Origin of the sequence: Nonomuraea sp. NPDC048881, assembly GCF_040649795.1 — a bacterium.
Taxonomy (GTDB): Bacteria; Actinomycetota; Actinomycetes; order Streptosporangiales; family Streptosporangiaceae; genus Nonomuraea.
In genome coordinates this window covers 606,279-627,509 of sequence record NZ_JBEZGC010000001.1, presented here as the reverse complement: position 1 = coordinate 627,509, position 21,231 = coordinate 606,279, and the positions used below count along the sequence as shown (strand labels likewise).

At 72.9% G+C, this 21,231-nt stretch carries 24 protein-coding genes; 5 read left to right on the top strand and 19 right to left on the bottom strand.

Features of this window, described 5'->3' with window-relative positions; all coding sequences use genetic code 11:
* Positions 1–48: 48 nt before the first annotated feature.
* Complete coding sequence (locus tag AB0C33_RS02995) at positions 49–1,107, bottom strand: DUF418 domain-containing protein (protein WP_358283045.1); 1,059 nt, start codon at positions 1,105–1,107, stop codon at positions 49–51.
* Positions 1,108–1,225: 118 nt separating this feature from the next.
* Here AB0C33_RS02995 and AB0C33_RS02990 point away from each other — a divergent pair, with 118 nt between their 5' ends.
* Entirely contained in the window at positions 1,226–2,362 is a 1,137-nt protein-coding gene (locus tag AB0C33_RS02990) for a histidine kinase (protein ID WP_358283044.1), read from the top strand.
* Positions 2,359–3,006: a response regulator transcription factor gene (locus AB0C33_RS02985; protein ID WP_358283042.1), complete on the top strand. Its 648-nt coding sequence runs from the start codon at positions 2,359–2,361 to the stop codon at positions 3,004–3,006. Before AB0C33_RS02990 ends, AB0C33_RS02985 begins: the two co-directional genes overlap by 4 nt.
* 21 nt (positions 3,007–3,027) lie before the next feature.
* On the opposite strand, the gene AB0C33_RS02980 is transcribed toward AB0C33_RS02985, so the two are convergent.
* From AB0C33_RS02980 to AB0C33_RS02940, 9 genes are all read right to left on the bottom strand, one after another.
* Positions 3,028–3,438 (bottom strand): Rrf2 family transcriptional regulator, encoded by a 411-nt coding sequence (locus AB0C33_RS02980; protein ID WP_358283040.1) that lies wholly within the window; start codon positions 3,436–3,438, stop codon positions 3,028–3,030.
* A gap of 13 nt (positions 3,439–3,451) precedes the next feature.
* Positions 3,452–4,315 (bottom strand): ABC transporter permease, encoded by an 864-nt coding sequence (locus AB0C33_RS02975; RefSeq protein WP_358283038.1) that lies wholly within the window; start codon positions 4,313–4,315, stop codon positions 3,452–3,454.
* Positions 4,312–5,118: an ABC transporter ATP-binding protein gene (locus AB0C33_RS02970; protein WP_358283036.1), complete on the bottom strand. Its 807-nt coding sequence runs from the start codon at positions 5,116–5,118 to the stop codon at positions 4,312–4,314. The genes AB0C33_RS02975 and AB0C33_RS02970 overlap by 4 nt, the downstream gene beginning before the upstream one ends.
* A 12-nt stretch (positions 5,119–5,130) precedes the next feature.
* Complete coding sequence (locus AB0C33_RS02965; RefSeq protein ID WP_358283034.1) at positions 5,131–6,195, bottom strand: ABC transporter substrate-binding protein; 1,065 nt, start codon at positions 6,193–6,195, stop codon at positions 5,131–5,133.
* An 83-nt stretch (positions 6,196–6,278) separates the two neighbouring features.
* Complete coding sequence (locus tag AB0C33_RS02960; protein ID WP_358283032.1) at positions 6,279–6,743, bottom strand: GNAT family N-acetyltransferase; 465 nt, start codon at positions 6,741–6,743, stop codon at positions 6,279–6,281.
* Positions 6,740–7,723: an ABC transporter substrate-binding protein gene (locus AB0C33_RS02955; protein WP_358283031.1), complete on the bottom strand. Its 984-nt coding sequence runs from the start codon at positions 7,721–7,723 to the stop codon at positions 6,740–6,742. The genes AB0C33_RS02960 and AB0C33_RS02955 overlap by 4 nt, the downstream gene beginning before the upstream one ends.
* A 15-nt stretch (positions 7,724–7,738) precedes the next feature.
* On the bottom strand, positions 7,739–8,494 hold the full coding sequence (locus tag AB0C33_RS02950) for an amino acid ABC transporter ATP-binding protein (protein ID WP_358283029.1): 756 nt from the start codon (positions 8,492–8,494) through the stop codon (positions 7,739–7,741).
* Complete coding sequence (locus AB0C33_RS02945; RefSeq protein WP_358283027.1) at positions 8,491–9,363, bottom strand: amino acid ABC transporter permease; 873 nt, start codon at positions 9,361–9,363, stop codon at positions 8,491–8,493. The genes AB0C33_RS02950 and AB0C33_RS02945 overlap by 4 nt, the downstream gene beginning before the upstream one ends.
* Entirely contained in the window at positions 9,350–10,519 is a 1,170-nt protein-coding gene (locus AB0C33_RS02940; RefSeq protein ID WP_358283025.1) for an LLM class flavin-dependent oxidoreductase, read from the bottom strand. The genes AB0C33_RS02945 and AB0C33_RS02940 overlap by 14 nt, the downstream gene beginning before the upstream one ends.
* Positions 10,520–10,639: 120 nt before the next feature.
* On the opposite strand from AB0C33_RS02940, the gene AB0C33_RS02935 reads away from it, so the two are divergent.
* From AB0C33_RS02935 to AB0C33_RS02925, 3 genes are all read left to right on the top strand, one after another.
* Complete coding sequence (locus tag AB0C33_RS02935) at positions 10,640–11,536, top strand: TauD/TfdA family dioxygenase (protein ID WP_358283023.1); 897 nt, start codon at positions 10,640–10,642, stop codon at positions 11,534–11,536.
* Positions 11,537–11,665: 129 nt separating this feature from the next.
* A complete protein-coding gene (locus tag AB0C33_RS02930) occupies positions 11,666–11,800 on the top strand; it encodes a hypothetical protein (RefSeq protein ID WP_352330037.1) in 135 nt (44 codons plus the stop codon).
* Positions 11,800–12,897 carry a putative sulfate exporter family transporter gene (locus AB0C33_RS02925; RefSeq protein WP_358283022.1) on the top strand — a complete coding sequence of 366 codons (1,098 nt, stop codon included), beginning with the start codon at positions 11,800–11,802 and terminating at the stop codon, positions 12,895–12,897. The genes AB0C33_RS02930 and AB0C33_RS02925 overlap by 1 nt, the downstream gene beginning before the upstream one ends.
* A gap of 32 nt (positions 12,898–12,929) precedes the next feature.
* Here the strand turns inward: AB0C33_RS02925 and AB0C33_RS02920 are convergent, their stop codons facing one another.
* Genes AB0C33_RS02920 through AB0C33_RS02880 form a run of 9 tightly spaced genes read right to left on the bottom strand, consistent with a single transcriptional unit; the run spans position 12,930 to position 21,121 of the window.
* Positions 12,930–13,469: an OsmC family protein gene (locus AB0C33_RS02920; protein WP_358283020.1), complete on the bottom strand. Its 540-nt coding sequence runs from the start codon at positions 13,467–13,469 to the stop codon at positions 12,930–12,932.
* A 24-nt stretch (positions 13,470–13,493) separates the two neighbouring features.
* The gene (locus AB0C33_RS02915; protein WP_358283018.1) at positions 13,494–14,114 is read right to left on the bottom strand and encodes a VOC family protein; all 621 of its coding nucleotides are present in this window, start codon (positions 14,112–14,114) and stop codon (positions 13,494–13,496) included.
* Positions 14,111–14,677, bottom strand: coding sequence for an alkylhydroperoxidase domain protein (locus tag AB0C33_RS02910; RefSeq protein ID WP_358283016.1), 567 nt, complete (start codon positions 14,675–14,677; stop codon positions 14,111–14,113). The genes AB0C33_RS02915 and AB0C33_RS02910 overlap by 4 nt, the downstream gene beginning before the upstream one ends.
* Positions 14,674–15,258, bottom strand: coding sequence for a CMD domain protein (locus AB0C33_RS02905; protein WP_358283014.1), 585 nt, complete (start codon positions 15,256–15,258; stop codon positions 14,674–14,676). The genes AB0C33_RS02910 and AB0C33_RS02905 overlap by 4 nt, the downstream gene beginning before the upstream one ends.
* Complete coding sequence (locus tag AB0C33_RS02900; RefSeq protein ID WP_358283012.1) at positions 15,255–16,247, bottom strand: putative FMN-dependent luciferase-like monooxygenase; 993 nt, start codon at positions 16,245–16,247, stop codon at positions 15,255–15,257. The genes AB0C33_RS02905 and AB0C33_RS02900 overlap by 4 nt, the downstream gene beginning before the upstream one ends.
* Positions 16,244–17,791 (bottom strand): ABC transporter ATP-binding protein, encoded by a 1,548-nt coding sequence (locus tag AB0C33_RS02895; RefSeq protein WP_358283010.1) that lies wholly within the window; start codon positions 17,789–17,791, stop codon positions 16,244–16,246. Before AB0C33_RS02895 ends, AB0C33_RS02900 begins: the two co-directional genes overlap by 4 nt.
* Entirely contained in the window at positions 17,788–18,576 is a 789-nt protein-coding gene (locus AB0C33_RS02890) for an ABC transporter permease (RefSeq protein WP_358283008.1), read from the bottom strand. The genes AB0C33_RS02895 and AB0C33_RS02890 overlap by 4 nt, the downstream gene beginning before the upstream one ends.
* Positions 18,573–19,502 (bottom strand): ABC transporter permease, encoded by a 930-nt coding sequence (locus AB0C33_RS02885; protein ID WP_358283006.1) that lies wholly within the window; start codon positions 19,500–19,502, stop codon positions 18,573–18,575. The genes AB0C33_RS02890 and AB0C33_RS02885 overlap by 4 nt, the downstream gene beginning before the upstream one ends.
* A complete protein-coding gene (locus AB0C33_RS02880) occupies positions 19,499–21,121 on the bottom strand; it encodes a TIGR04028 family ABC transporter substrate-binding protein (RefSeq protein WP_358283004.1) in 1,623 nt (540 codons plus the stop codon). Before AB0C33_RS02880 ends, AB0C33_RS02885 begins: the two co-directional genes overlap by 4 nt.
* Positions 21,122–21,231: the final 110 nt, after the last annotated feature.

Here is a 21,231-nt window from a genome sequence, read left to right as displayed (position 1 = left end):
GCCGGCCGGGCGGAGGGTTGCAGGTTCGTCCCAGAATTCCCTACGGCCTCACCGGGCCCGCCGGGCGGGACGGCGGCCCCAGGTGGCCCAGCGCCACAACCATTCCAGCGGGCCGAAGCGGTACCGGCGCAGCCAGAGGGTGGACCACACCCACTGCAGAGCCAGGATGACGGCGGCGATCCCCACGATCGTGGTCAGCGTCCAGCCCTCCGGCGGGCCGCCGGCCAGCTTGCCGAGGACCAGGACCAGGGCGGTGGCGCTCAGGTAGTTGGTCAGCGCCATGCGGCCCAGCGGGGCGAAGACGGCCCGCAACACCGGGCGCAGCGGGGTCCTGAGCAGGACGAGCAGGACGCACACGTACAGACCGGCCATGAGCAGCCCGGACGCGGCCATCGGCAGGGAGACGCCCGTGCTTGCGGCCTGCCACATGAGCGCCGGGACGGTGGCCGCGGCGAGGCCCAGGGCCAGCAGCGCCGGGACGCGGGTGGAGCTCTCGATCCGGTCGATCACGCCGTACCTGGTGAGGGCCGAGCCCAGCAGGAACAGTCCGGGCACCAGCATCGTTCCGCCCCCGAAGACGACCAGCGCCACGACGACGAGCCCGGCGGCGAGCCCGGCCACGGCCCAGCGCGGCAACCATGTCGAGGGCAGCAGCACCACCAGGCCGACGACCGCGTAGACGGTCAGGATGTCGCCGCGCCACAGCAGGAACATGTGCGCCAGGCCCATGCAGCCCAGCAGGAGGAGCCTGCGCAGCAGCAACACCCGCGGATGGGGCACGCGGGCGGCGGCGGAGTCGAGCAGCAGCGAGAAGCCGACGCCGAACAGCAGCGAGAAGATCGGGAAGAAGCGCTGCTCGACGAGCAGGCCCAGCCAGCGGGCGGTGTCGTCGAGCGTCGCCTGCTGCGCGGTGACCGGGTCGGTGCCGACGTGCGAGATCGGCTGGACGTTGGCCAGCAGGATCCCGCACAGGGCGAAGCCGCGCACGACGTCGAGCGCGATGATGCGCGACCGCCCGGGGGCGGCCGGGGGTGTGGTGCGGGGTGTGGTGCGGGGTGTGGTGTCCTGGGGCAGGGCGCGGGCGGGCCGCGGGTCGTCATGGGGCATGAAGCCTCATCCTGCGGCGGGCGGCGCGGCGCGGGGAGGGTCCAAAGCAGGGTCCGGGCCGCGGCGACCGTACTTTCGGCCGGTGTGCCGGGCGGGCCCGCCTCCCTAGCCTGGGTGCGTGAACGTGCGGAACCGGCCGGAGCTCGCCTGGCCCCTCGGGCGGCGGGCCGCGGCCGTGACGGCGCAGGCCGCGCTCGCGGTGGCGGCCGTCGCCGTGCTGGTCTTCTGGGCCGGTCTGATCGCCGGCAGCTGGGGCGGCGGCTACTGGGTGTTCGACTGCGCGGCGGGGGCGGCGGTGTGCGCGCTGGCCCTGGCGCGCCGCCTGGCCCCGGTGTGGACGGCCGTGGCCGGGCTGGCGGTGGCGGCCGTGGCCGTCCTGGTCGCCGCGTGGGCCGGGCTGCCGAACGAACCCGGACCGGCCATGGTGCTGGGCCTGTCCGTGCTGGTCGGGTCGGCGGTCAGGACGCTTCCCGTACGGGCCGCCTGCGCCGTCGCGGCCGGTGGGCTCGCGGTCGCCGCGGCGAGCGCGCCCGGGGCGCACAACGGGGCCACGGTGGCGCTCAACGTGGCCGGGTGGCTGGCCGCCCTGGGCGTCGGCGGCGGTCTGCGGCTGCTGGCGGCGCGCCGCCTGTCGGCCGCCGATCGCGTCCGGCACGACGAGCGCCGCAGGCTGGCCAGGGAACTGCACGACGTGGCCGCCCACCACCTGACCGGCATCGTCCTGCAGGCCCAGGCGGCCCGGCTGCTGGCCCGCAGGGGGTCAGGCCCGCTGGAGGAGTCGCTGGAGGACATCGAGGACGCCGGCGCCGGAGCCCTGGCCGCGCTGCGCCGCGTCGTGGGCCTGCTGCGCGACGCCGGTGACGACGTGCCCTGCCCGGCCGGCCGGCTCACCGACCTGGTCGGCGGCTTCGACGGCCCGCCCGTGACCCTGCGCGTCCCCGGCGAGGCCGAGAGCTGGCCCCCGGAGGTGAACAGCACCGTCTACCGGATCGTCCAGGAGTCGCTGACGAACGTCGCCCGCCACGCGGCCCGCGCGGTCACCGTCGAGGTCACGGTCACCGGGCGGGACGGCGCGGTCGTGGTCGAGGTCGCCGACGACGCGCCGCCCGCGCCGCCGTCCCGGAGCCGCGGCGGCTACGGGCTGCTCGGCATGCGCGAACGCGTCGAGGCCCTCGACGGCACCCTGCGCGCGGGCCCCCGGCCGGAGGGCGGCTGGACGGTCCACGCGACCCTGCCACTAGGGGGGCGGCGATGACGATCGGCGTGCTGCTGGCCGACGACCAGGCGATGGTCCGCCGGGGCCTGCGGCTGATCCTGGAGGACCAGCCCGACATCCGCGTGGTGGCCGAGGCCCGGGACGGCGCGGAGGCCGTGGAGCTGGCCCGGCGGGTACGCCCCGACGTCTGCCTGGTGGACATCCTCATGCCCGGCATGGACGGCATCGCGGTCACCCGCGCCCTGGCCGGCGCAGGCGTGCCCGACCCGCTGCCGGTGGTCGTGGTCACCACCTTCGACCTGGACGAGTACGTCTACGACGCGCTGCGCTGCGGCGCGGCCGGGTTCGTGCTGAAGGACGCCGGCCCGGCCCTGCTCGCCGAGGCCGTACGGGCGGCCAGCACCGGGGACGCCCTGATCTCGCCGTCGATCACGCCGCGCCTGCTGGGCCGCCTGGCCAGGAGGGCGCCGCGCGCGACGGGAGCGGTGCACCCGCTGTCGGAGCGGGAGACCGACGTGGTGCGCGCGGTGGCCGCCGGTCGCACCAACCGGGAGATCGCCGCCGCCCTGCACATCTCGCTGAGCACCGCGAAAGGCCACATCTCCGCCATCCTCGACAAGCTGGGCATACGCAACCGGGTTGAGATCATCGTGTGGGCCTGGGAGAACGGGGTGGCGGGCTGACCGCGGGCCGGGGGACGTCCCTCAGCGCGACTCGTCGCCCAGCCGCACGCTCGCGCGGGCGATGTCGGCCAGCGTGATGTCGGCCAGCATCATCTCCTCGTGGTCGCGCAGCGCGCTCCACACCTCGGCGAGCGGGCTGGCCACACCGGGATAGCCGCCGTGGTCGCCGCCCTCGGAGACGCCTTCGACGATCAGCACGATGTCGGCGAGGGTGATCTCGCCGGCGGGCCTGGCCAGCCAGTAGCCGCCCTCGGGGCCGCGCTGGCTGTGCAGCAGGCCCGCCCGGCGCAGCTGCAGCAGGATGTTGTCGAGGAACTTGCGGGGGATGCCCTGGGCCGTGGCGATCTTCTCGGCGGGCATGGGGCCCGGCGGCGCTGCGGCCAGCTCGGCCGCGGCGCGCAGGGCGTACTGGGTTCTGGCGGAGATCCGCATGACCGTCTGCTGCTCAGGCGCTCACCTGGTGCAGGCCCCAGCGGCGGCGCAGCGCGTCGTCCGCCAGGCCGAAGACGCGGTCCACCACGATGCCGATGACCAGGATGACGATCATGGTGGCGAGCAGGCCGGGCGAGTCGGCCAGCTCGCGGGCGTAGTGGAGCTGCTCGCCCAGCGAGGCCTGGTTGGCGATGATGACCAGCAGCTCACCGGCCATCAGCGAGCGCCAGGCGAACGCCCAGCCCTGCTTGAGCCCGGCCAGGAACGACGGCAGCGAGGCCGGCAGGATGACGTGCCGGTAGAGCGCGATCCGGCGGAAGCCGAGCATGTGCCCGGCGCGCAGCAGGATCGGCGGCGTGTAGTCCACCCCGGTGATCAGGCCGTTGGCGATGGACGGCGCCGCGCCCAGCACCACCACGAACAGGATCGCGCTCTCCGACAGCCCGAACAGCAGGATGGCCAGCGGGAACCAGGCGATGGACGGCATCGTCTGGAGCCCGGTGATCAGCGAGCCCGTGGCGCGGCGCAGCGGCCCGATCCGCGAGACCAGCGCGCCGACGACCAGCCCGACGGCGATCGCCAGGGCGAACCCGGTGACCGCGCGGCGCATGGTGACCGTCAGCGCGGTGTAGAACTCGGGGTCGCCGAGCCGGTGCCCGAGTTCGGCGAGCGTGGTGACCGGCCCGGCGAAGACGTACTCGGGCCACCAGCCCGCCCACACCACGGCCTGCCAGACGGCCAGCACGATGAGCACGGCCGTGGCGATCGGCCACAACCCCGCCCACAGCCTGGAGGCCAGGCCGGCGCGGTGGCCGGTGCCCAGCTCCAGCGCGTCGAGCCCGGCGAGCTGCTGGGCGTGGGTGTCCGTCGTCGTCATGCGGGCTCCTCCTGACGGGCGTGGCGCAGGACCTCCTGGCGGAGGCGGCCGGTGATCTCCCCCGCCAGCTCGGCCACCTCGCCCGAGTCGGTACGGCGGGGCCGCGGCAGCGCGACGGGGAAGTCCTCGACCACCCGCCCCGGCCTGCTGGACAGCAGCACGACCCGGTCGCCGAGCCGGACGGCCTCGCGCACGTTGTGGGTGACGAACAGGACCGACAGGGCGCGTTCCCGCCAGATGCGTTCGAGCTCGTCGTGCAGCAGGTCGCGGGTCATGGCGTCCAGGGCGCCGAAGGGCTCGTCCATCAGCAGCACGTCGGCGTCCTGGGCGAGCGCCCTGGCCAGGGCGACGCGCTGGCGCATGCCGCCGGACAGCTCGTGCGGCCGTTTCCTGCCGAACCCGCTCAGGTGGACGATGTCGAGGAACTCGGCGGCCCGGTCCCGGCGTTCCCGCTTGCTCACGCCCTTGGCGCGCAGCGCCATCTCGACGTTGGCAGAGACGGTCAGCCAGGGGAACAGCGCGGGTTCCTGGAACATGAGCGCGACGCGGGCGTCGTCCACGTCGATCCGGCCGGCCGTGGGCCGGTCGAGCCCGGCGACCAGCGACAGCAGCGTGCTCTTGCCGCAGCCGGACGCGCCGAGCAGGCAGACGAACTCGCCGGGCGCCACCGACAGCGAGACCTGGTCGAGGGCTTGCAGGGCCGTCCGGCCCTGACCGTAGAGCTTGGAGACGGCCTCCAGCCGGATCGCGGGGCTCTGCCCGTCGACCCGGCCGGTGACCTGCTCCGTGAGCGGAGCGGACATCGCGTGCGCCTCCTACTTGTCGGAGATGGCCTGCTGGCCCTTGGCGGCGAGGACCTCGTTGAGGACCTTGAGGTCGTAGATGCCGTTCAGGTCGACCGGGTCGAGGAGGCCGACCTTGGTCGCGTGCTCGGCGCTGCCCACCAGCGACGAGGCGATCGGGTCGTTGGTGAAGGTGATGTTCTTGAACGCGCTGTCCAGCACCTCGGGCTTGAGCGCCTTGCCGGTCAGCTTCTGCAGGGCGGCGTTGGCGGTCTGCGCGGCGCCGGCCGGGTCCTTGGCGATGACGTCGTTGGCCTCGACGTGCGCCTCGATCAGCTTCTTGAGCAGGTCGGGGTGCTCCTTGGCCCACTCCTGGCGGACGATCAGGTGGGTGATCACGAACTGCTTGTTCGGCCACAGGTCGCGCTCGTCGACCAGCACCTTGCCGCCGCTCTCCTTGATCAGGCGGCTGGCGAACGGCTCGGGCACCCAGGCGCCGTCGATGTCGCCGGTGGCGAAGGTCTGGATGGTCTGGGAGTTCTCCTGGGGCACGATCGAGACCTCGCCGCCGCCCTTGGTGTCGGTCTTGATGCCCTTCTCGGTCAGCCAGTAGCGCAGCGCGACGTCCTGGGTGTTGCCGAGCTGCGGGGTGGCGATCTTCTTGCCCTTGAGGTCCTCCACCGAGTTGATCCCGGGCTTGACCACGAGGAACACGCCGCCGGACGCCGCACCGGCGACGATCTTGATGGCCTGGCCCTTCGACTTCGACCAGGCGTTGATGGCCGGGTTGGGGCCGACGTAGGTGGCGTCGATGGCGCCGGAGAACACGGCCTCGATCGCGGCCGGGCCGGCGTTGAACGTGCTGGTCCTGGGCGCGGTGCCGAGGTGCTTGGCGTAGATGCCCTTCTCCACGCCGACCAGCGCGGTGGCGTGGGTGATGTTGGGGAAGAAGCCCAGACGCACCTGCGTGCCGCCGGCTCCCCCGCTCTTCGCGCCGCTGTCCGCAGGGCTGCCGCTGCCCCCACAGGCGGCCGCCATGGTCGTGAGCGCCAGGGCGGCCAGGGTGGCCACCGTTACGCGAACCCTGCGAGCGTTCATCTCTTCTCCCTATTTCCCACTTATTTAGTGGCTTTAGAGTGTTTATAGGAGCAAGGGAGGGCGCTCGTCAATCCCACTCTGGGTCACAGACTCTTCACGAAAGGCAGCGGGCCGCGCGCCGGACGGTCGTCCGGGTCGAAGCGCGGGATGTAGCCGCCGGCCAGGTACAGGGCGACGGCCTCGGGCTGGCGGGGGCCGGTGGTCAGGTGAATGCGCAGGTAGCCGCGGCGGGCGGCCTCGCGTTCCAGCTCCCGTACGACGACCGCGCCCAGGCCGCGCCTGCGGTGGCCGGGATGCGTCCACACCCGCTTCAGCTCGGCCGTGTCGGCGTCGTAGCGGCGGAACGCCCCGCCCGCCACGGTCTCGCCGCCCACCACCAGGACGAGGAAGGCCCCGTCCGGCGGCGCGAACTCCTCGGCCGGGTACCGGTTCAGCTCGTCGTTGGCGCCGTACCGGCTGGTGTACTCCAGCGCGAGGTCCGCCAGCAGCGGCCGGACGGCGGGATCGTCCGGCGCGACCAGGCGGACCTCGAAGGCGGGCGCGCTCAACCGCTCTGCCTCGGCAGGCCCGGCGGGTTGACCCTGGACTCGGCGACCGCCTCGTTGCTCAGCCCCCACCGGTCGAGCACCTGCCGGTACGTCCCGTTCCCGATCACCGTGGCCAGCGCGTCGTGCACCGGCCCGACCAGGCCGTCGCCCTTCTTCGTCATCGCCGCGATGAGCCCCTGCAGGCCCGGCCCGGCGCCCGAGGCGGTGCCCACGATCCTGGAGCCGCCGCTGACCGCGACGTTGTAGGCGATGGTCGGGTTCGGGCCGAAGTACGCCTGCACGCGCCCCGACTTCAGGGCGAGCAGCACGTCGCCGTACTTCTGGTAGTAGAGGATCTCGACCGGTTTCCGACCGGCCTTCCGGTTCTGGGCGTCCCAGTCGAGCAGGATCTTCTCTTGGTTGGTGCCCGAGCCGACCGAGACGCGCAGCCCGGCCACGTCGGCGGGCCCGGAGATCCTCCTGATCGGGCTGGAGCCGGGAACCTGCCAGGCGAGCTGGTCGATCCGGTACGTCGCGAAGTCGTAGACGTCCTTGCGCTCCTCGGTGACGGTGACGTTGTTGAACACGGCCTCGTACTTGCCGGACCTGGCCCCCAGGAACAGGTTCTCCCAGGAGGAGCTCTCCGGCTCCAGCTCCAGGCCGAGCACGTCCGCCACGAGCTGGGCGAGGTCGGTCTCCACGCCGATCGGCGTGACGTCGTCACTGGCCGGGAAGACCAGCGGCGGCGAGCTCTGGACGCTGAAGCCGACGGTGAGCCGGCCGTCCCGGGCGATCTCGGCGGGCACCCGGGCGGCGATGCTCGCGACCTTGCCGGTGCGCACCCGCTTCTGGTCGGGGCCGGTGTCGACGGCGCGACCGGCGACCGCGCCGTCGACGCCGGCCCCCTCTCGGGCTCTATGGACGAGCGCGGGTTCGGCCGCGCAGGCGGTGACGGTGGTGGAGACGATCAGCAGGAGTGCGGGCACGGCGGTGAGACGCATGGGGGTTCCTTGTGATCAGAGGACCTTGCCGAGGAAGGCGCGGGTGCGCTCGTGGCGCGGGGCGTCGAGGACCTGCGCGGCCGGGCCGCGCTCGACGATGCGGCCGTCGTCCATGAACACGACGGTGTCGGCCACCTCCCGGGCGAAGCCGATCTCGTGCGTGACGACGATCATGGTCGTGCCGCTGCGGGCCAGGTCCCTCATGACCTCCAGGACCTCGCCGACCAGCTCCGGGTCGAGGGCGGAGGTGGGCTCGTCGAACAGCACCACCTTGGGCTCCAGGGCCAGCGCCCTGGCGATGGCGACGCGCTGCTGCTGGCCGCCGGAGAGCGTGCGCGGGTAGGCCGCCGCCTTGCCGGCCAGCCCGACCCGGTCGAGCAGGCGGGCGGTCAGCTCGGCCACCTCGGCGCGCGGCCGGCGCTGGGCCGACAGCGGGGCCTCGGCGATGTTCTGGCTGACGGTGAGGTGCGGGAAGAGGTTGAAGTTCTGGAAGACGAAGCCGATGCTGGTGCGCTGGCGGAGGATCTCGCGTTCGGGCAGCTCGTACAGGTGGTCGCCGGCGCGCCGGTAGCCCAGCAGCTCGCCGTCGACCGTGACCGTCCCGCGTTCCACCTTCTCCAGGTGGTTGATCACGCGGAGCAGGGTGGACTTGCCCGAGCCGGACGGCCCGAGCACCACCGCCACCTCGCCCTGGCGTACGCGCAGGTCGATGCCCTTGAGCACGTGCAGCGCGCCGAAGCTCTTGTGCACGCCGGCCAGTTCCACCATCATGAGCGGCCCCTGCCGTAGTGGCGCTCCAGGAAGTGCTGGCCGACCGAGAGCGTGGTCGTCAGGACGAGGTACCAGACGGTCGCGACCAGCAGCAGCGCCATCACCCTGCCGTTGCGGTTGTAGATCACCTGTACCTGGTAGAACAGCTCGGGCAGGGCCATGATGTAGACCACCGAGGTGCCCTTGACCAGGCTGACGATCTCGTTGCCGGCGTTCGGCACGATCGTCCGCATGGCCTGCGGCAGGATGATCCGGAAGAACCGGCGGGCCCGCGGCACGCCCAGCGCCGCCGCGGCCAGGCGCTGCCCCGGATCGACCGACAGCAGGCCGCCGCGGACGATCTCGGCGGCGTAGGCCGCCTGGTGCAGCGCGAGGCCGAGCGCGGCGGCGGTGACCGGCCCGATCAGGTCCATCGTGCCGACGTCGAAGAAGGCCGGCCCGAACGGCACCCCGAACGACAACCTCGGGTACAGCAGCGCCAGGTTGTACCAGAACAGCAGTTGCAGGATCAGCGGCACCGAGCGGAACAGCCACACGTACCCCCAGGCCACCGAGGCCAGCAGCCGGTTGGCCGACAGGCGCATGAGGGCGAGCAGGGTGCCGAGCGCGAACCCGAGCCCGATGCCCAGCGCGGTCAGCTCCAGCGTGAGCAGCACCGAACGCAGGACGGAGGGCGCGAACAGGTACATGCCGACGACGTCCCACTCCCAGGCGGGATTGGTGACCAGGGCGTTGGCCGCCATCGCCAGCAGCACCAGCACGGCGAGCGCGGCCACCGCCCGTGACGGGTGGCGGGCGGTCACGACCTTCGGCGCGGGCTCCTCCAGCCCGGCGGCGGGCACCGCCTCGGCCGTGTCACGCAGCGCCATGGCCCGCACGCACGTCGTCGCCACGACCCGAACGCGCGACTCCCTCGCGGGCGGCTCCCTCGCGGGCGGCGTCGGCGCGGGCGGCGTCGCGGCGGGCCACTTCCGCGCGGACGAGCGGGATGACGTGCCGGCCGAAGTCGACGGCGTCCTCCAGGATCGCGTAGCCGCGCGCCGAGAGGATCTCCACGCCCAGGTCGTAGTAGTCGAGCAGGGCCTGCGCGACCGTCTCCGGGGTGCCGACCAGGGCGGTGGAGTTGCCGGCGGCGCCGGTGGCCGCCGCGGTGGGCGTCCACAGGGCGCGGTCGTGCCGCTCCCCCCTGGCGGCCACCTCCAGCAGCCGCAGCGACCCGGCGTTCTGCGGCGGCCCCCCGGGACGCCGCCGCGGGTTCGCCCGGGAGTGTCGCAGCTCCCCCAGGATCCGGTGCGCCTTCTCCCAGGCCAGTTCCTCGGTGGGCGCGATGATCGGCCGGAAGGCCACCTGGATGCGCGGCGCGTCGGCCCGCCCGGCCGCGCGGGCCGCCTCCTTGACCGAGGCGATCTGCTGCGCGGTCTCGGCCAGCGGCTCGCCCCACAGGCAGTAGACGTCGGCCTCGGCCCCGCCGGCCGCGTACGCCGCGGGCGACGAGCCGCCGAAGGAGACCTGGGGCCGCGGCCGCTGGACCGGGAAGACGTCGGAGACGAAGTCCCGGAAGGAGTAGTGGGCGCCCTCGTGGTCGAACGGCTCCCTGGAGGTCCACCCCTTCTTGACGATCCTGATGTACTCCCTGGTCCTGGCGTACCGCTCGTCCTTGGTCAGGACGTCGCCCTCCCTGCCCTGCTCGTGGTCGTTGCCGCCGGTGATGAAGTGCACGGTCAGGCGGCCGTCGCTGATCTGGTCGAGCGTGGCGAACGTCTTGAGCGCGTACGTCGGGTACGACACGTTCGGCCGGTGGGCCAGCAGGATCCCCAGGCCCTCGACCCGGCCGGCGACGTACGCCGCCACCTGGGCCGGGTCGGGCGAGCCTGAGCCGTAGGCGAACAGCACCCGGTCCCAGCCGTGCTCCTGGTGGGCCCGCGCGAGCCGGAGCGTGTACTGCTTGTCGAAGGAGGGGCCCGAGCGGGGCGAGGTCTCCGAGCCGTCGTTGGTGCCACCGATACCGAGGAACTCCACAGGCATGTCGCGGCCTTTCTGGCGTCGTGAACGCCTTTCACCCCAGCACGGCGATCTTATTCCGTCAAGCCCTACCAATTTAGTTGGTTTTTATTTACGGTGGAGGCGTACGGAAGGAAGGACACCATGCCATCCCTGACCATCACCCCCGTCGCCGGCCGTATAGGAGCCGAGATCACCGGTGTGCGGCTCGCGCCCGATCTGCACCCCGACGTCGTGGCCGAGCTCCGCCAGGCCCTGCTCACCCACAAAGTGATCTTCCTGCGCGGTCAGGAGCACCTCGACGAGCAGAGCCAGGTGGGCTTCGCCCGGCTGCTCGGCGAGCCGACCGCCGCCCACCCGACCGTGCCCGCGCTGCACGGCAACGCCCACATCCTGGACCTCGACTACAGCAACGGCCACAAGGTCGACCGCTGGCACACCGACGTGACCTTCGTGGACCGGCCGCCGCTGGCCTCGGTGCTGCGCGCGGTCGTCGTGCCGGAGGCGGGCGGCGACACGTTGTGGGCCAACACCGTCAGCGCGTACCAGAACCTGCCCGCCGAGCTGCGCGACCTGCTCGACCGGCTGCGCGCCGTGCACACCAACCAGTACGACTACGTCCGCACGGCCACCATCGACGAGCGGGCCCGCGAGCACGCCGAGGTGTTCGCCTCCACCCTGTTCGAGACCGAGCACCCGGTCGTGCGCGTGCATCCGGAGACCGGCGAGCGCTCGATCCTGCTCGGCGACTTCGCCAAGCGGCTGAGCGGCCTGTCCGGGCACACCTCCGGGTCGATCATCCGGCTGGTCCAGGAGCACGTCACCGAGGTGGAGAACACCGTCCGCTGGCGCTGGTCGCCCGGTGACGTGGCCATCTGGGACAACCGGGCCACCCAGCACCGCGTGGTGCACGACTTCGGCGACCGTCCCCGCCGCCTGCACCGGGTCACGATCGCCGGGGACGTGCCGGTCGGCGTGGACGGCCGCACCAGCACCGCCCTCAGCGGCGACGCCGCGACCTACTCGCCGATCGCCGCCTGACCCTCCCCGGGGCCGCCCCGGCCACGAACGTCGCCGTGGCCGGGGCCTCGCGGAGCGGCCGAAGCCAGTGCGGGCGGGGTTGGCTGGGCCCCGCCCGCACCTCTCATCCCCCACCTGAAAGGCACGCCCATGAGCACCGGCGAATCCCCCACCGGACGCGAGAGCCGCGTCGCGATCAACGAGGACTGGGCCGCCACGGCCGTCGGCCTGGTCCTGCTCGTCCTCGTCCTCACCGGCGTCATCCCCGTCGGGCTGGTGCCCTGATGAGCGCCGCGACCGTCGCCGCCGACCGCGCGACCTGGCGCGGGACGGCGCTCGGCGTCCTGGTCGTCCTCGTGCTGGCCGCCGCGACCCGGTTCCTGGAGAAGGGCGTGCCCGGCTGGCTCCCGGACTCCGGGCTGGCCAAGGCCGTCGAGTTCCCGGTCTACGCGATCGCCCTCGGGCTGCTCGGCAACGCGCTGCTGACCGCGGCCGGGCTGCGGGAGCGGCTGGCCGGCGGGTTCCGCACCGAGTTCTTCATCAAGACCGGGCTGGTGCTGCTCGGCGCCTCCATCAACCTCAAGGTGATCGTCACCGCCGCCGGGCCGGCCGTGCTCCAGGCGATCGTGCTGATCAGCACGGTGTTCCTGTTCACCTGGTGGCTCGGCGGGCGGCTCGGGCTCGACGACCGGCTGCGCGCGCTGCTGTCGTCGGCCGTGTCGATCTGCGGGGTCAGCGCGGCCATCGCGGCGGCGGGGGCCGTCCAGGCCAGGAAGGAGCAGCTCGCCTACAGCGCGAGCCTGGTGATCGCGTTCGCGCTGCCGTCGATCTTCGTGCTGCCCGCCCTGGCCTCGGCGTTCGGGCTGCCGCCCGAGGTGGCGGGGGCCTGGATCGGCGGCAACATCGACACCACCGCCGCCGTCACCGCCGCCGGCACGATCGCGGGCGAGGACGCCCTGGCCATCGCCACGATCGTCAAGGTCACCCAGAACGCGCTCATCGGCGTCGTCGTGGTCGCGCTGACCGCCTGGTTCGCCTTCCGGGTCGAGCGGCGGGCGGACGCCGAGCGGCCGGGGGCGGCGGAGTTGTGGCGGCGCTTCCCGAAGTTCGTGCTCGGGTTCGTCGCCGCGTCCGTGATCGCCACCTGGTGGCTCACGACGGTCCCCGCGGGCCAGGGCAAGGCGGTCGTCGGGGTCGCCAACGACCTGCGGACCTGGTTCCTGATCCTGGCGTTCGTCAGCATCGGGCTGGAGTTCCGGGTGGCCGCGCTGCGGGCGGCCGGCTGGCGGCCGGTCGCCGTGTTCGCCGCCGCGACGGTGGTGAACGTGGTCGTCGCCCTGGCCCTGGCCCTGGCCCTGTTCTCCGGCTTCACGGCCGGCTGAGGGCCCCGTCCTCGGGGGGCGGGGCCGTCCCGCTACGCGACCGGCAGCTGCGCGGGATCCGCCACCCGGACGATCGAGCCGCTGATCTGCTGCGGGTTGCGGATCAGGTTGAGGATCGGGCAGACCCGCTCGACCTCGGCGTGCAGCCCGGCCAGCTGCTCGTCCGAGGCGGGCGAGCCGATCTGCACCTCGTAGCGGAAGTTGTGCGGGTACACCGGGACGCCCTGGTCGCCCGGGAGCTGGGCCCTCGGGTCGTATTCGGCGCGGACGTCCACCTCCAGGGAGTCGATCGGCACCTCCAGCTCGGCCGCCTTGATCAGGAAGATGTGCGTCACGCAGCTCCCCAGGACGCCGGCCTGCAGCTCGGGCGAGCCGGGGCCGAGGTCGTAGCCGGCGAAGTCGGGGCCGCTGTCGCTGATGATCTGGAAGTCCCTGATCCTGATGCGCCGGATCCCGCTGCGGCCCTCGGCCGTGACGTGGGCGTGCAGCGGCACCGGGCCGCCCGCCGGGGCCTCCCGGCGGGCCAGCAGGGCGGCGCGCTTGTGCGACAGGTACTCGCGAAGGGTGCTCATGGGTCTTTCTCTCTCGAACGGGGTTCAGCTCAGGGTCACGTGGCCGAGCGGGGTGTCGACGACGGCCCGCAGGCCGGGCTCCGGCCCCTCGGTGACGTCGAGCGTCACGTCCAGGGCGGCCAGGTCGCGGCGGAGCGCGCCGGGGTCGGGGTGGACGGCGGCGAAGGAGACCAGGCCGAGCTGCGGCAGGTCCGTGGCGGCCGGGTGGGTGGTCGTCCCCCAGTCGATGAGGAAGGGCACCGGACGGATCGCGGCGGGATCCTCGCGCCGGGTGAGCCGCCACTCCAGCAGCTCGCCGGACGGGGTGCGCCGGGACAGCGGCTGCACGTCGCCGGGGTCGTAACCGCTCTCGCGGGCCAGTTCCACGGTCTTGTCCAGGTCCTGCGGATGCACGGCCCAGGCGGCCAGGCGCGGCTCGGTCAGCGTCGCCAGCCCGAACGCCCGCGGCCGCACCTCCGACTCCGGGTCCGGTCCGATGATCTCCAGGTACGCGGTCGGCCCGAAGCGCACCAGGTAGTTCGCGGTGCCACCGGGATGGCTGCCGCCCCGGACGGGCCGCACGCCGGTGCGCGCGGCGAAGTCCTCGACCCCCGCGAGCAGGTCGGGAACGGCATAGACGAGGTGGTCGAGGTGACGGTCGGTCATCGGTGGTCCTCCGGTTCGCCGAGTGAGAGCATGAGCCGGTTCGCCCAGTTGAAGAAGGCGGCGGCGTGGATGGTGTCGCTGATCGCCAGGTCGTCCAGCCCGGCCGCGCGCAGCGCCGCGATGTGCTCGGGCCCGAACTCCACGGGCGTGGCGGCCAGCGCGACCGAGGCGTCGACGACCGCCTGCCAGGTGCCGTCCTGCGGCGCGTCCACCCCCTCGTCGAGCAGGCGCTGCACGTCCTTCGGGCGCTTGGAGTGGTGGGCGGCGAAGCGGGCGTGCACCGACGCGCAGAACACGCAGCCGTTGCGCCGCGAGGTCGCGGTCGCGGCCAGCTCGCGCTCGGCGCGCGGCAGCCCGCCGTCGGCGTTGTAGAAGATGTCGTTGTCGGTCTTGGTGCGCGCGTGCAGGATCTCGGGGTCGCGGGCCAGCAGCAGGAAGTACGGCGACGACGCCCGCGCCCGGTCCACCAGCGCCTCGTAGTGGGCCTCGGTCAGCTCCTCCGGCGCGAGCGGCGGCAGCCAGGGCCGCCAGCCGAGCTGTTCCTGGGTGAAGCCGGTGCTCACGCCGCCACCTCCGCGTTGAGCAGCCGCAGGCCGCCGACCACCCGGACCTGGAAGGCGAGGAAGGCGACGAGCTGCGACAACGTCACCACGCCCGTCGGGCTCCAGCCGGCCGCGGCCAGCGCCTCCAGGGCCTGCTCATCAGCCTCGCGGGGCCGGAACACCAGCAGGTGCGCGTGCTCGAACGCGGCGGTGAGCCGGACGCCCAGCTCGTCCGGGTTCCGGACCCGGTAGCGCAGGCCCTCGTCGCTCTCGGCGGCCAGCGGCGCGGGGTAAACGCCGTACGGGCCGGTGGTGGCGCCCGCCTCGACCTCGGTCTCGACGGCCTTCAGCAGGCCGGGAGCCAGCTCGGCGAGCCGGTCGGCGTAGAAGCCGGCGACGACGGCGTCACGGTGCAGCCCGGCCACGAAGGCCGCGACGGCGTCGCGTTCGACGAGGGTGACCTCGCCCTCCTCGTCGGGGGTGAAGAGCGCGTCGAAGCCGCGCTGGGCGTGCTCGCGGGCGGCGGGCCGCAGGTCGCGCAGCTTGTCGAGACGGGAGCCCGGTCTTATCCCGGCCAGGTGGTCGATGACGTCGTTGATCATGTGGAGCTCATTTCGGTGGTGGGGAGCCAGCCGAGCGCGGGGGCGACCTCGGTCGCCAGCAACTCGGTCGAACGCAGGACCAGCGGGTGCGGCGGGTCCACCGAGTGCACCTGGAAGACCAGGTCGGTGACCCGTTCGAGGGTCGGATCGGCGCGCAGGCCGTCGATGACGTCCTGCGGGGTGCCCACGTGCACGTCGAAGGCGGCGATGCGGCTGTCGAGGTCGCCGCCGGGCAGCTCCCACGGCAGCCGGCCGCGCCCGAGCCCCCGCTCGGCCCAGCGCAGCGCCTCTGCCCGGCTGTCGGCCACGAACGCGGTCCGCGAGGCCACGATGCGCGGGACGACGCCCGCGGGCAGGTTCTCGTAGTAGGCGTCCACGATCGGCCGTTGCAGGTCGGCCAGCGTCGCCTGGGGATCGTCGGCCGGCCGGGGCTGCGTGCGCGAGAGCATGAGCCCGTTGCCCGCCCGGCCGGCGCGCGCTCCGCCGGCGGCCGAGAACGTCGCCTCCCAGATCGCGCCGGGCAGCCGGGGCGCGGGCGGGTAGAGCCGGTTGCCGCCGCCCAGGTCCTCCCCCGACCAGGCCCTGAGCAGGATCGAGAGGTGCTCGGCGTACAGGGCGGCGCGGTCGCCGCTGTCGTGCCCGAACGGCCCGAACGACGACGGCGTCCCGCCGCTGCCGACCCCGATCTCCAGCCGCCCGCCGGTGAGCAGGTCGAGCACGGCGGCGTCCTCGGCCACCCGCACCGGGTGCTCCAGCGGCAGCGTGATGATGCCGGTGCCGAGCCGGATGCGGCTGGTACGGGCCGCCACGTGGGCGAGGAACACCAGCGGCGCGGGCAGCCCGCCCTCCTCGCCGTCGAAGTGGTGCTGCGCCACCCAGGCGGTGTCGAACCCGAGCGACTCGGCGTGCGCGATCTGCTCGGCGGCCAGCCGGTAGCGCTCCGCCGGGGGCGCCTCGTCCAGGACGCGGGTGAAGAAGCCGAGCCTCATCGCACCGGCTCCGGGATGGCGGCGAGCAGCTCGCGGGTGTAGTCGTCGGCCGGGTCGGTGAAGACCCGCCGGGTGGATCCTGATTCCACGATGCGTCCTTTGTTCATGACGGAGACGGTGTGCGAGATCTGCCGCACCACCGCCAGGTCGTGCGAGATGAAGAGGTAGGTCAGGCCGAGGTCGCGCTGGAGCTGCCCGAGCAGGTCGAGGATCTGCGCCTGGACCGTGACGTCGAGCGCCGAGACGGCCTCGTCGAGCACCAGCACCTCCGGGCCTGCGGCCAGCGCGCGGGCGATGGCCACCCGCTGCCGCTGCCCGCCCGACAGCTCGCGCGGCCGGCGCGACGACACGTCCGCGGGCAGCGCCACCCGGTCGAGGAGCTCCGCGACGCGGGCCCGGCGGGCGGCCCGGTCGCCGAGCCGGAAGTTGCGCAACGGCTCCTCCACGATGTCGGCGACCGACTGCCGCGGGTCCAGCGACCCGTACGGGTTCTGGTGCACGAGCTGGACGTGCCGGCGGAAGCCGCGGCCGTCGGGCGCCCCGGCGACGGTGACCGTGCCCGACGTGGGCTCGGCGAAGCGCACCACCATGCGCGCGGTGGTGGTCTTGCCGGACCCCGACTCCCCGACGAGCGCGTGCGTGGTGCCGCGCGGCACCTCGAACGAGACGCCGTCCACGGCCCGGAAAGGCCGCCGCCCCGACCGGAACTCCTTGACCAGGTCGCGCACCACGATCGCGGGCTCGGCGGCCACCGGCTCGCGGAAGGGGCGGGCCGACAGCGCGGGAGCGTCGTGCAGCAGCCGCCGGGTGTAGTCCGCGCCGGGAGCCGCCAGGATCTCCCTGGTCGGGCCCTGCTCCTCGACGCGGCCGTCCTTCATGACGACCAGCCGGTCCGAGCGGCTCGCGGCCACGCCGAGGTCGTGGGTGACCAGCAGCACGGCGGTGCCGAACTCGGCGCGCAGGTCGTCGATGAGGTCCAGGATGCGCCGCTGCACGGTGACGTCCAGGGCGCTGGTGGGCTCGTCGGCGATGATCAGCCGGGGTTCGAGCGCGACGGCGATGGCGATCAGCACGCGCTGGCGCATGCCGCCGGACAGCTCGTGCGGGTACTGACGGGCCCGCGTCTCGGGGTCGGGCAGGCCGACGCGGGTGAGCAGCTCGACGACCCGGCGCCGGACGGCGGCCCGGTCGCCGCGCTTGTGGATGCGCAGCACCTCGGCGATCTGCGCCCCGACCGTCTTGACCGGGTCGAGCGAGTTGGACGGGTCCTGCGGGACCAGCCCGATCTGGGCCCCCCGGACGGACTCCATCCGCCGCGGCGACCAGGTCGCCAGGTCGTTCTCCCCCAGCAGGACGCTGCCGCGGTCGAGCGAGGCGTTGCGCGGCAGCAGGCCGATGATCGAGTGCGCGGTCGTGGTCTTGCCGGACCCCGACTCGCCGACCACCGCGACCACCTCGCCCGGCTCGACGGTGAAGGACACGCCGTGGACGGCCGGGCGGCCGTCGTAGGAGACCGCGAGGTCGCGGACGTCGAGCAGGCTCACGAGGACTCCTTGGCGATGGACCGGCTGATCCGGCCGGCGGCGAGCACGACCGCGACCACCACGGCCCCGGGCAGCGTGGTCAGCCACCAGGACGTGGCCAGGTAGTTGCGGCCCTCGGCGATGAGCAGCCCCCACTCGGGGGTCGGCGGCTCGGCGCCGTAGCCGAGGAAGCCGAGCGTCGAGATGGCCAGGATGGCCACGCCGAACTGCAGGGCGGCCAGCGCGACGACGGGACCGAGCGAGTTGGGCAGCACGTGCCGCCACAACACGGCGGTGAACCGGCCGCCGCTGCCGAACGCGGCCTCGACGTAGTCGGTGCGGCGCACCCGGACGACCTCCGACCGTGACAGCCGGGCGAACGCGGCCACCGAGCCGACGCCGACCGCGACGGCCACGTTCACCGTCCCCGGGCCGAGCAGGATGATCACGACCAGGGCCAGGAGCAGGCCGGGGACCGACAGCAGCACGTCCACGACCCGCATGACGGCGGCGTCGGGCACCCCGCCGAGCGAGCCGGCCAGCAGCCCGAGCAGCGTGCCGAGCAGCAGGCCGACCGCGACGGCGACGAATGCCCCCGACAACGAGTGCACGGCCCCGTGCACCACCCGCGCGAACACGTCCCGCCCGACGGCGTCGGTGCCGAACAGGTGCTGCCCGCTCGGCGCCTGGAGCTTCTCGACCGGCACGCCGGCGATCGGGTCGTACCCGGTGAACAGCCCCGGGACGACCGCCCACAGCAGCGCCACGGCGATCACCGTCCAGGCCAGGATCAGGCCCGCCCTCACGACGCCGCCTTCAGCCGCGGGTCGAGCACCGGGAACAACACGTCCACCACCAAGTTGACCAGGACGAACACCGCCGCGGCGAGCACCACCACGGCCAGCATCACCGGCGTGTCCTGGGCGGTCACGGCCTGCTCGGTGAGCCGCCCGATGCCGTTGCGGCCGAAGACGGTCTCCGTCACCACCGAGCCCGCGATCAGCTCGCCGAACGTCAGGCCCGCCACGGTCAGCGTCGGCAGGACGGCGTTGCGCGCCACGTGCCGCCACAGGATCCACCAGCGGGTGGCGCCCTTGGCCGCGATCACCGGCACGAACGGCTGCGCGTACACCTGGTCGATGCCGCGCGCCAGCACCTGCGCGATGGGCGCCGAGATCGGCACGGCCAGCGTCAGCACCGGCAGGACGAGCTGCTGCAGCTCGCCGCCCCCGATGACCGGCACCAGCCGCAGACGGAAGGAGAAGACCTGGATCAGCAGGATCCCCAGCCAGAACGCCGGGACCGAGATGAACAGCGACGGCACCGACAGCAGCGCCCCGCGCAGCCACGACGTCCTGCTGTAGCTCGCCACGAACGCGATCACCACGGCGAGCAGCACCGCCAGGACGAACGCCGCCGAGGCCAGCCGGGCCGTCTCGGGCAGCGCCTCGCCCAGGCGCTCGACCACCGGGGTGCCGGTGTCGATCGAGTAGCCGAAGCCGCCGGTCAGGAAGCCGGTCAGGGTGCGCAGGTACTCGCCGACCGGCGAGCCGCCGCTGTAGTAGGCCCGGATGTCGGCGATCTGCTGCGGCGACAGGCCGAGCTCGGGGTTCTGGAACTTGATCAGGATCGAGTCGCCGGGCAGCAGTTGCAGCAGCACGTAGCTCGCGGTGAAGGCGGCCCACAGCACGAGCACCGCCTGCCCGGCCCGCGTCAGGAGATACCTGGTCATTGCTGGGCCTTCCACGCCGAGTAGAACCACGGCCGGGCGACCGCCTCGAAGGCCACGCCCTTGACGTACGGCGCGCCGCCGTACACCTGGGGCTCCTCGAACAGGGGGATGGCGTAGCCCTGGTCGATCACGTACCGCTGGATCTCGCCGACCTTGGCGTTGCGCTTGGCGTTGTCGGGCTCGGCGGACTCCTCCTCCAGCAGGGTGTCGAGCTTCTTGTCCTTGGACAGGATGACGTCGCGGTTCTGGCTGTGGAAGTGGCTCTTGATGACGTCCTGGTCGGCGCGGCCGACCATGCTGTGCGCGACGGCGGTCTTCTCGGCGTCCTTGATGTCCACGGCCTGGGTGCCGGCGTCGGCGGGGCGGATCTCCAGCTGCACGCCGAGCTTGGCCCACTGCTGGCCGACGAGTTCGAGCGTCTGCTTGGACAGCGGCTGCGGGCCGGCGACGAAGACGCCCAGCCGCAGCTTGACGCCGTCCTTCTCGCGCACGCCGTCGGCGCCCCTGGTCCAGCCGGCCTTGTCGAGCAGCGCGTTGGCCTTGGCAGGGTCGTAGGCCAGGTCCTTGGACAGGTCGAGGTAGCCCTGGGCGAGGTGGCTGAGCACGGAGGTGGCCCGCGGGTAGCTCGCGGTGAACAGGGTGTCCACGACCTCCTTGACGTCGGTGCCCGCCTGCAGCGCCTTGCGCACGTCGAGGTCCTTCAGGATGCTGTTGGACGGCCGCAGGTACAGGCCGTTGTTCACGCCCCTGGTCGGCTCGGCGTAGATCTGGAAGCCGGCGTCCTTGACGGTCTTCTCGTCGTACGCCTGGACGTAGCGCACGAAGTCGGCCTGGCCGGAGGTCAGCGCGCCGACCCGGACGTTGTCCTCGGGCGTCACGATGATCTTGATCTCGTCCAGGTACGCCCGCCCCTGGTGCTTCGACGACGGCGGCGCCCAGTCGTAGTCCTTGCGGGCGGCCAGGTCCACTTCCTTGTCGACGATCTGGTTCTTCAGCGTGAAGGGGCCCGAGCCGACGATGTTCTTCAGCTGGCACTGCTGCTCGTACGGCAGCGAGATCGTCTTCTTCGACACCAGCCCGGCCCCGATGACCGAGGTGCCCTGGAGGAAGCCGGGAGAGGGCTTCTTGAAGTGGAACTTCACGGTCAGCGGGTCGACGACCTCGCTGCGCTCGTAGTTGTTGACGAACTCGGCGACCGGCAGCTTGAGCTCGGTGTTCCCGAGGCCGTACACGTCGAAGTTCGCGGCGACGGCGGCGGCGTCGAGCGGGCTGCCGTCGCTGAAGGTCACGCCCTGGCGCAGGTGGAAGGTGTACTCGGTGGCGTCCTCGTTCACCTCCCACTTGGTGGCGATCCAGGGCTCGATCTCCAGGGTCTGCGGGTTCTGCCAGGTCAGCTTGTCGGTGATCTGGTTGAGGATGCCGCCGTTGGGATAGAAGCCGGCGGCCGGCAGGTAGAGGCAGGTGGGCGGCTGGTGCTCCAGGTAGGTCAGCGTGCCGCCGTAGACCGGCTGACCGCTGGACGGCGCCGCGCCGGCAGCACCCCCTTGGCCGCCACAGGCGCCGAGGAGCCCAACGACGGCGAGCATGACGGCTGCGGTGCGCAGGCTGGATGAGGACATGGGGGTACTGCCTTTCAGACAAAACATACCTAAAAAGTAGGAAAAGGCTACAGCAAACGCGCGACCGAAGCCACCAGGGGCTTCGGTCGCAGCGTCACAGGCGACTCCGG

Coding starts and splice junctions, on each gene's coding strand:
- AB0C33_RS02995 (WP_358283045.1), bottom strand. CDS start 1,107: ATGCCCCATGACGACCCGCGGCCCGCCCGCGCCCTGCCCCAGGACACC.
- AB0C33_RS02985 (WP_358283042.1), top strand. CDS start 2,359: ATGACGATCGGCGTGCTGCTGGCCGACGACCAGGCGATGGTCCGCCGG.
- AB0C33_RS02980 (WP_358283040.1), bottom strand. CDS start 3,438: ATGCGGATCTCCGCCAGAACCCAGTACGCCCTGCGCGCCGCGGCCGAG.
- AB0C33_RS02975 (WP_358283038.1), bottom strand. CDS start 4,315: ATGACGACGACGGACACCCACGCCCAGCAGCTCGCCGGGCTCGACGCG.
- AB0C33_RS02970 (WP_358283036.1), bottom strand. CDS start 5,118: ATGTCCGCTCCGCTCACGGAGCAGGTCACCGGCCGGGTCGACGGGCAG.
- AB0C33_RS02965 (WP_358283034.1), bottom strand. CDS start 6,195: ATGAACGCTCGCAGGGTTCGCGTAACGGTGGCCACCCTGGCCGCCCTG.
- AB0C33_RS02955 (WP_358283031.1), bottom strand. CDS start 7,723: ATGCGTCTCACCGCCGTGCCCGCACTCCTGCTGATCGTCTCCACCACC.
- AB0C33_RS02950 (WP_358283029.1), bottom strand. CDS start 8,494: ATGATGGTGGAACTGGCCGGCGTGCACAAGAGCTTCGGCGCGCTGCAC.
- AB0C33_RS02945 (WP_358283027.1), bottom strand. CDS start 9,363: ATGGCGCTGCGTGACACGGCCGAGGCGGTGCCCGCCGCCGGGCTGGAG.
- AB0C33_RS02940 (WP_358283025.1), bottom strand. CDS start 10,519: ATGCCTGTGGAGTTCCTCGGTATCGGTGGCACCAACGACGGCTCGGAG.
- AB0C33_RS02935 (WP_358283023.1), top strand. CDS start 10,640: ATGCCATCCCTGACCATCACCCCCGTCGCCGGCCGTATAGGAGCCGAG.
- AB0C33_RS02930 (WP_352330037.1), top strand. CDS start 11,666: ATGAGCACCGGCGAATCCCCCACCGGACGCGAGAGCCGCGTCGCGATC.
- AB0C33_RS02925 (WP_358283022.1), top strand. CDS start 11,800: ATGAGCGCCGCGACCGTCGCCGCCGACCGCGCGACCTGGCGCGGGACG.
- AB0C33_RS02920 (WP_358283020.1), bottom strand. CDS start 13,469: ATGAGCACCCTTCGCGAGTACCTGTCGCACAAGCGCGCCGCCCTGCTG.
- AB0C33_RS02915 (WP_358283018.1), bottom strand. CDS start 14,114: ATGACCGACCGTCACCTCGACCACCTCGTCTATGCCGTTCCCGACCTG.
- AB0C33_RS02905 (WP_358283014.1), bottom strand. CDS start 15,258: ATGATCAACGACGTCATCGACCACCTGGCCGGGATAAGACCGGGCTCC.
- AB0C33_RS02900 (WP_358283012.1), bottom strand. CDS start 16,247: ATGAGGCTCGGCTTCTTCACCCGCGTCCTGGACGAGGCGCCCCCGGCG.
- AB0C33_RS02885 (WP_358283006.1), bottom strand. CDS start 19,502: ATGACCAGGTATCTCCTGACGCGGGCCGGGCAGGCGGTGCTCGTGCTG.
- AB0C33_RS02880 (WP_358283004.1), bottom strand. CDS start 21,121: ATGTCCTCATCCAGCCTGCGCACCGCAGCCGTCATGCTCGCCGTCGTT.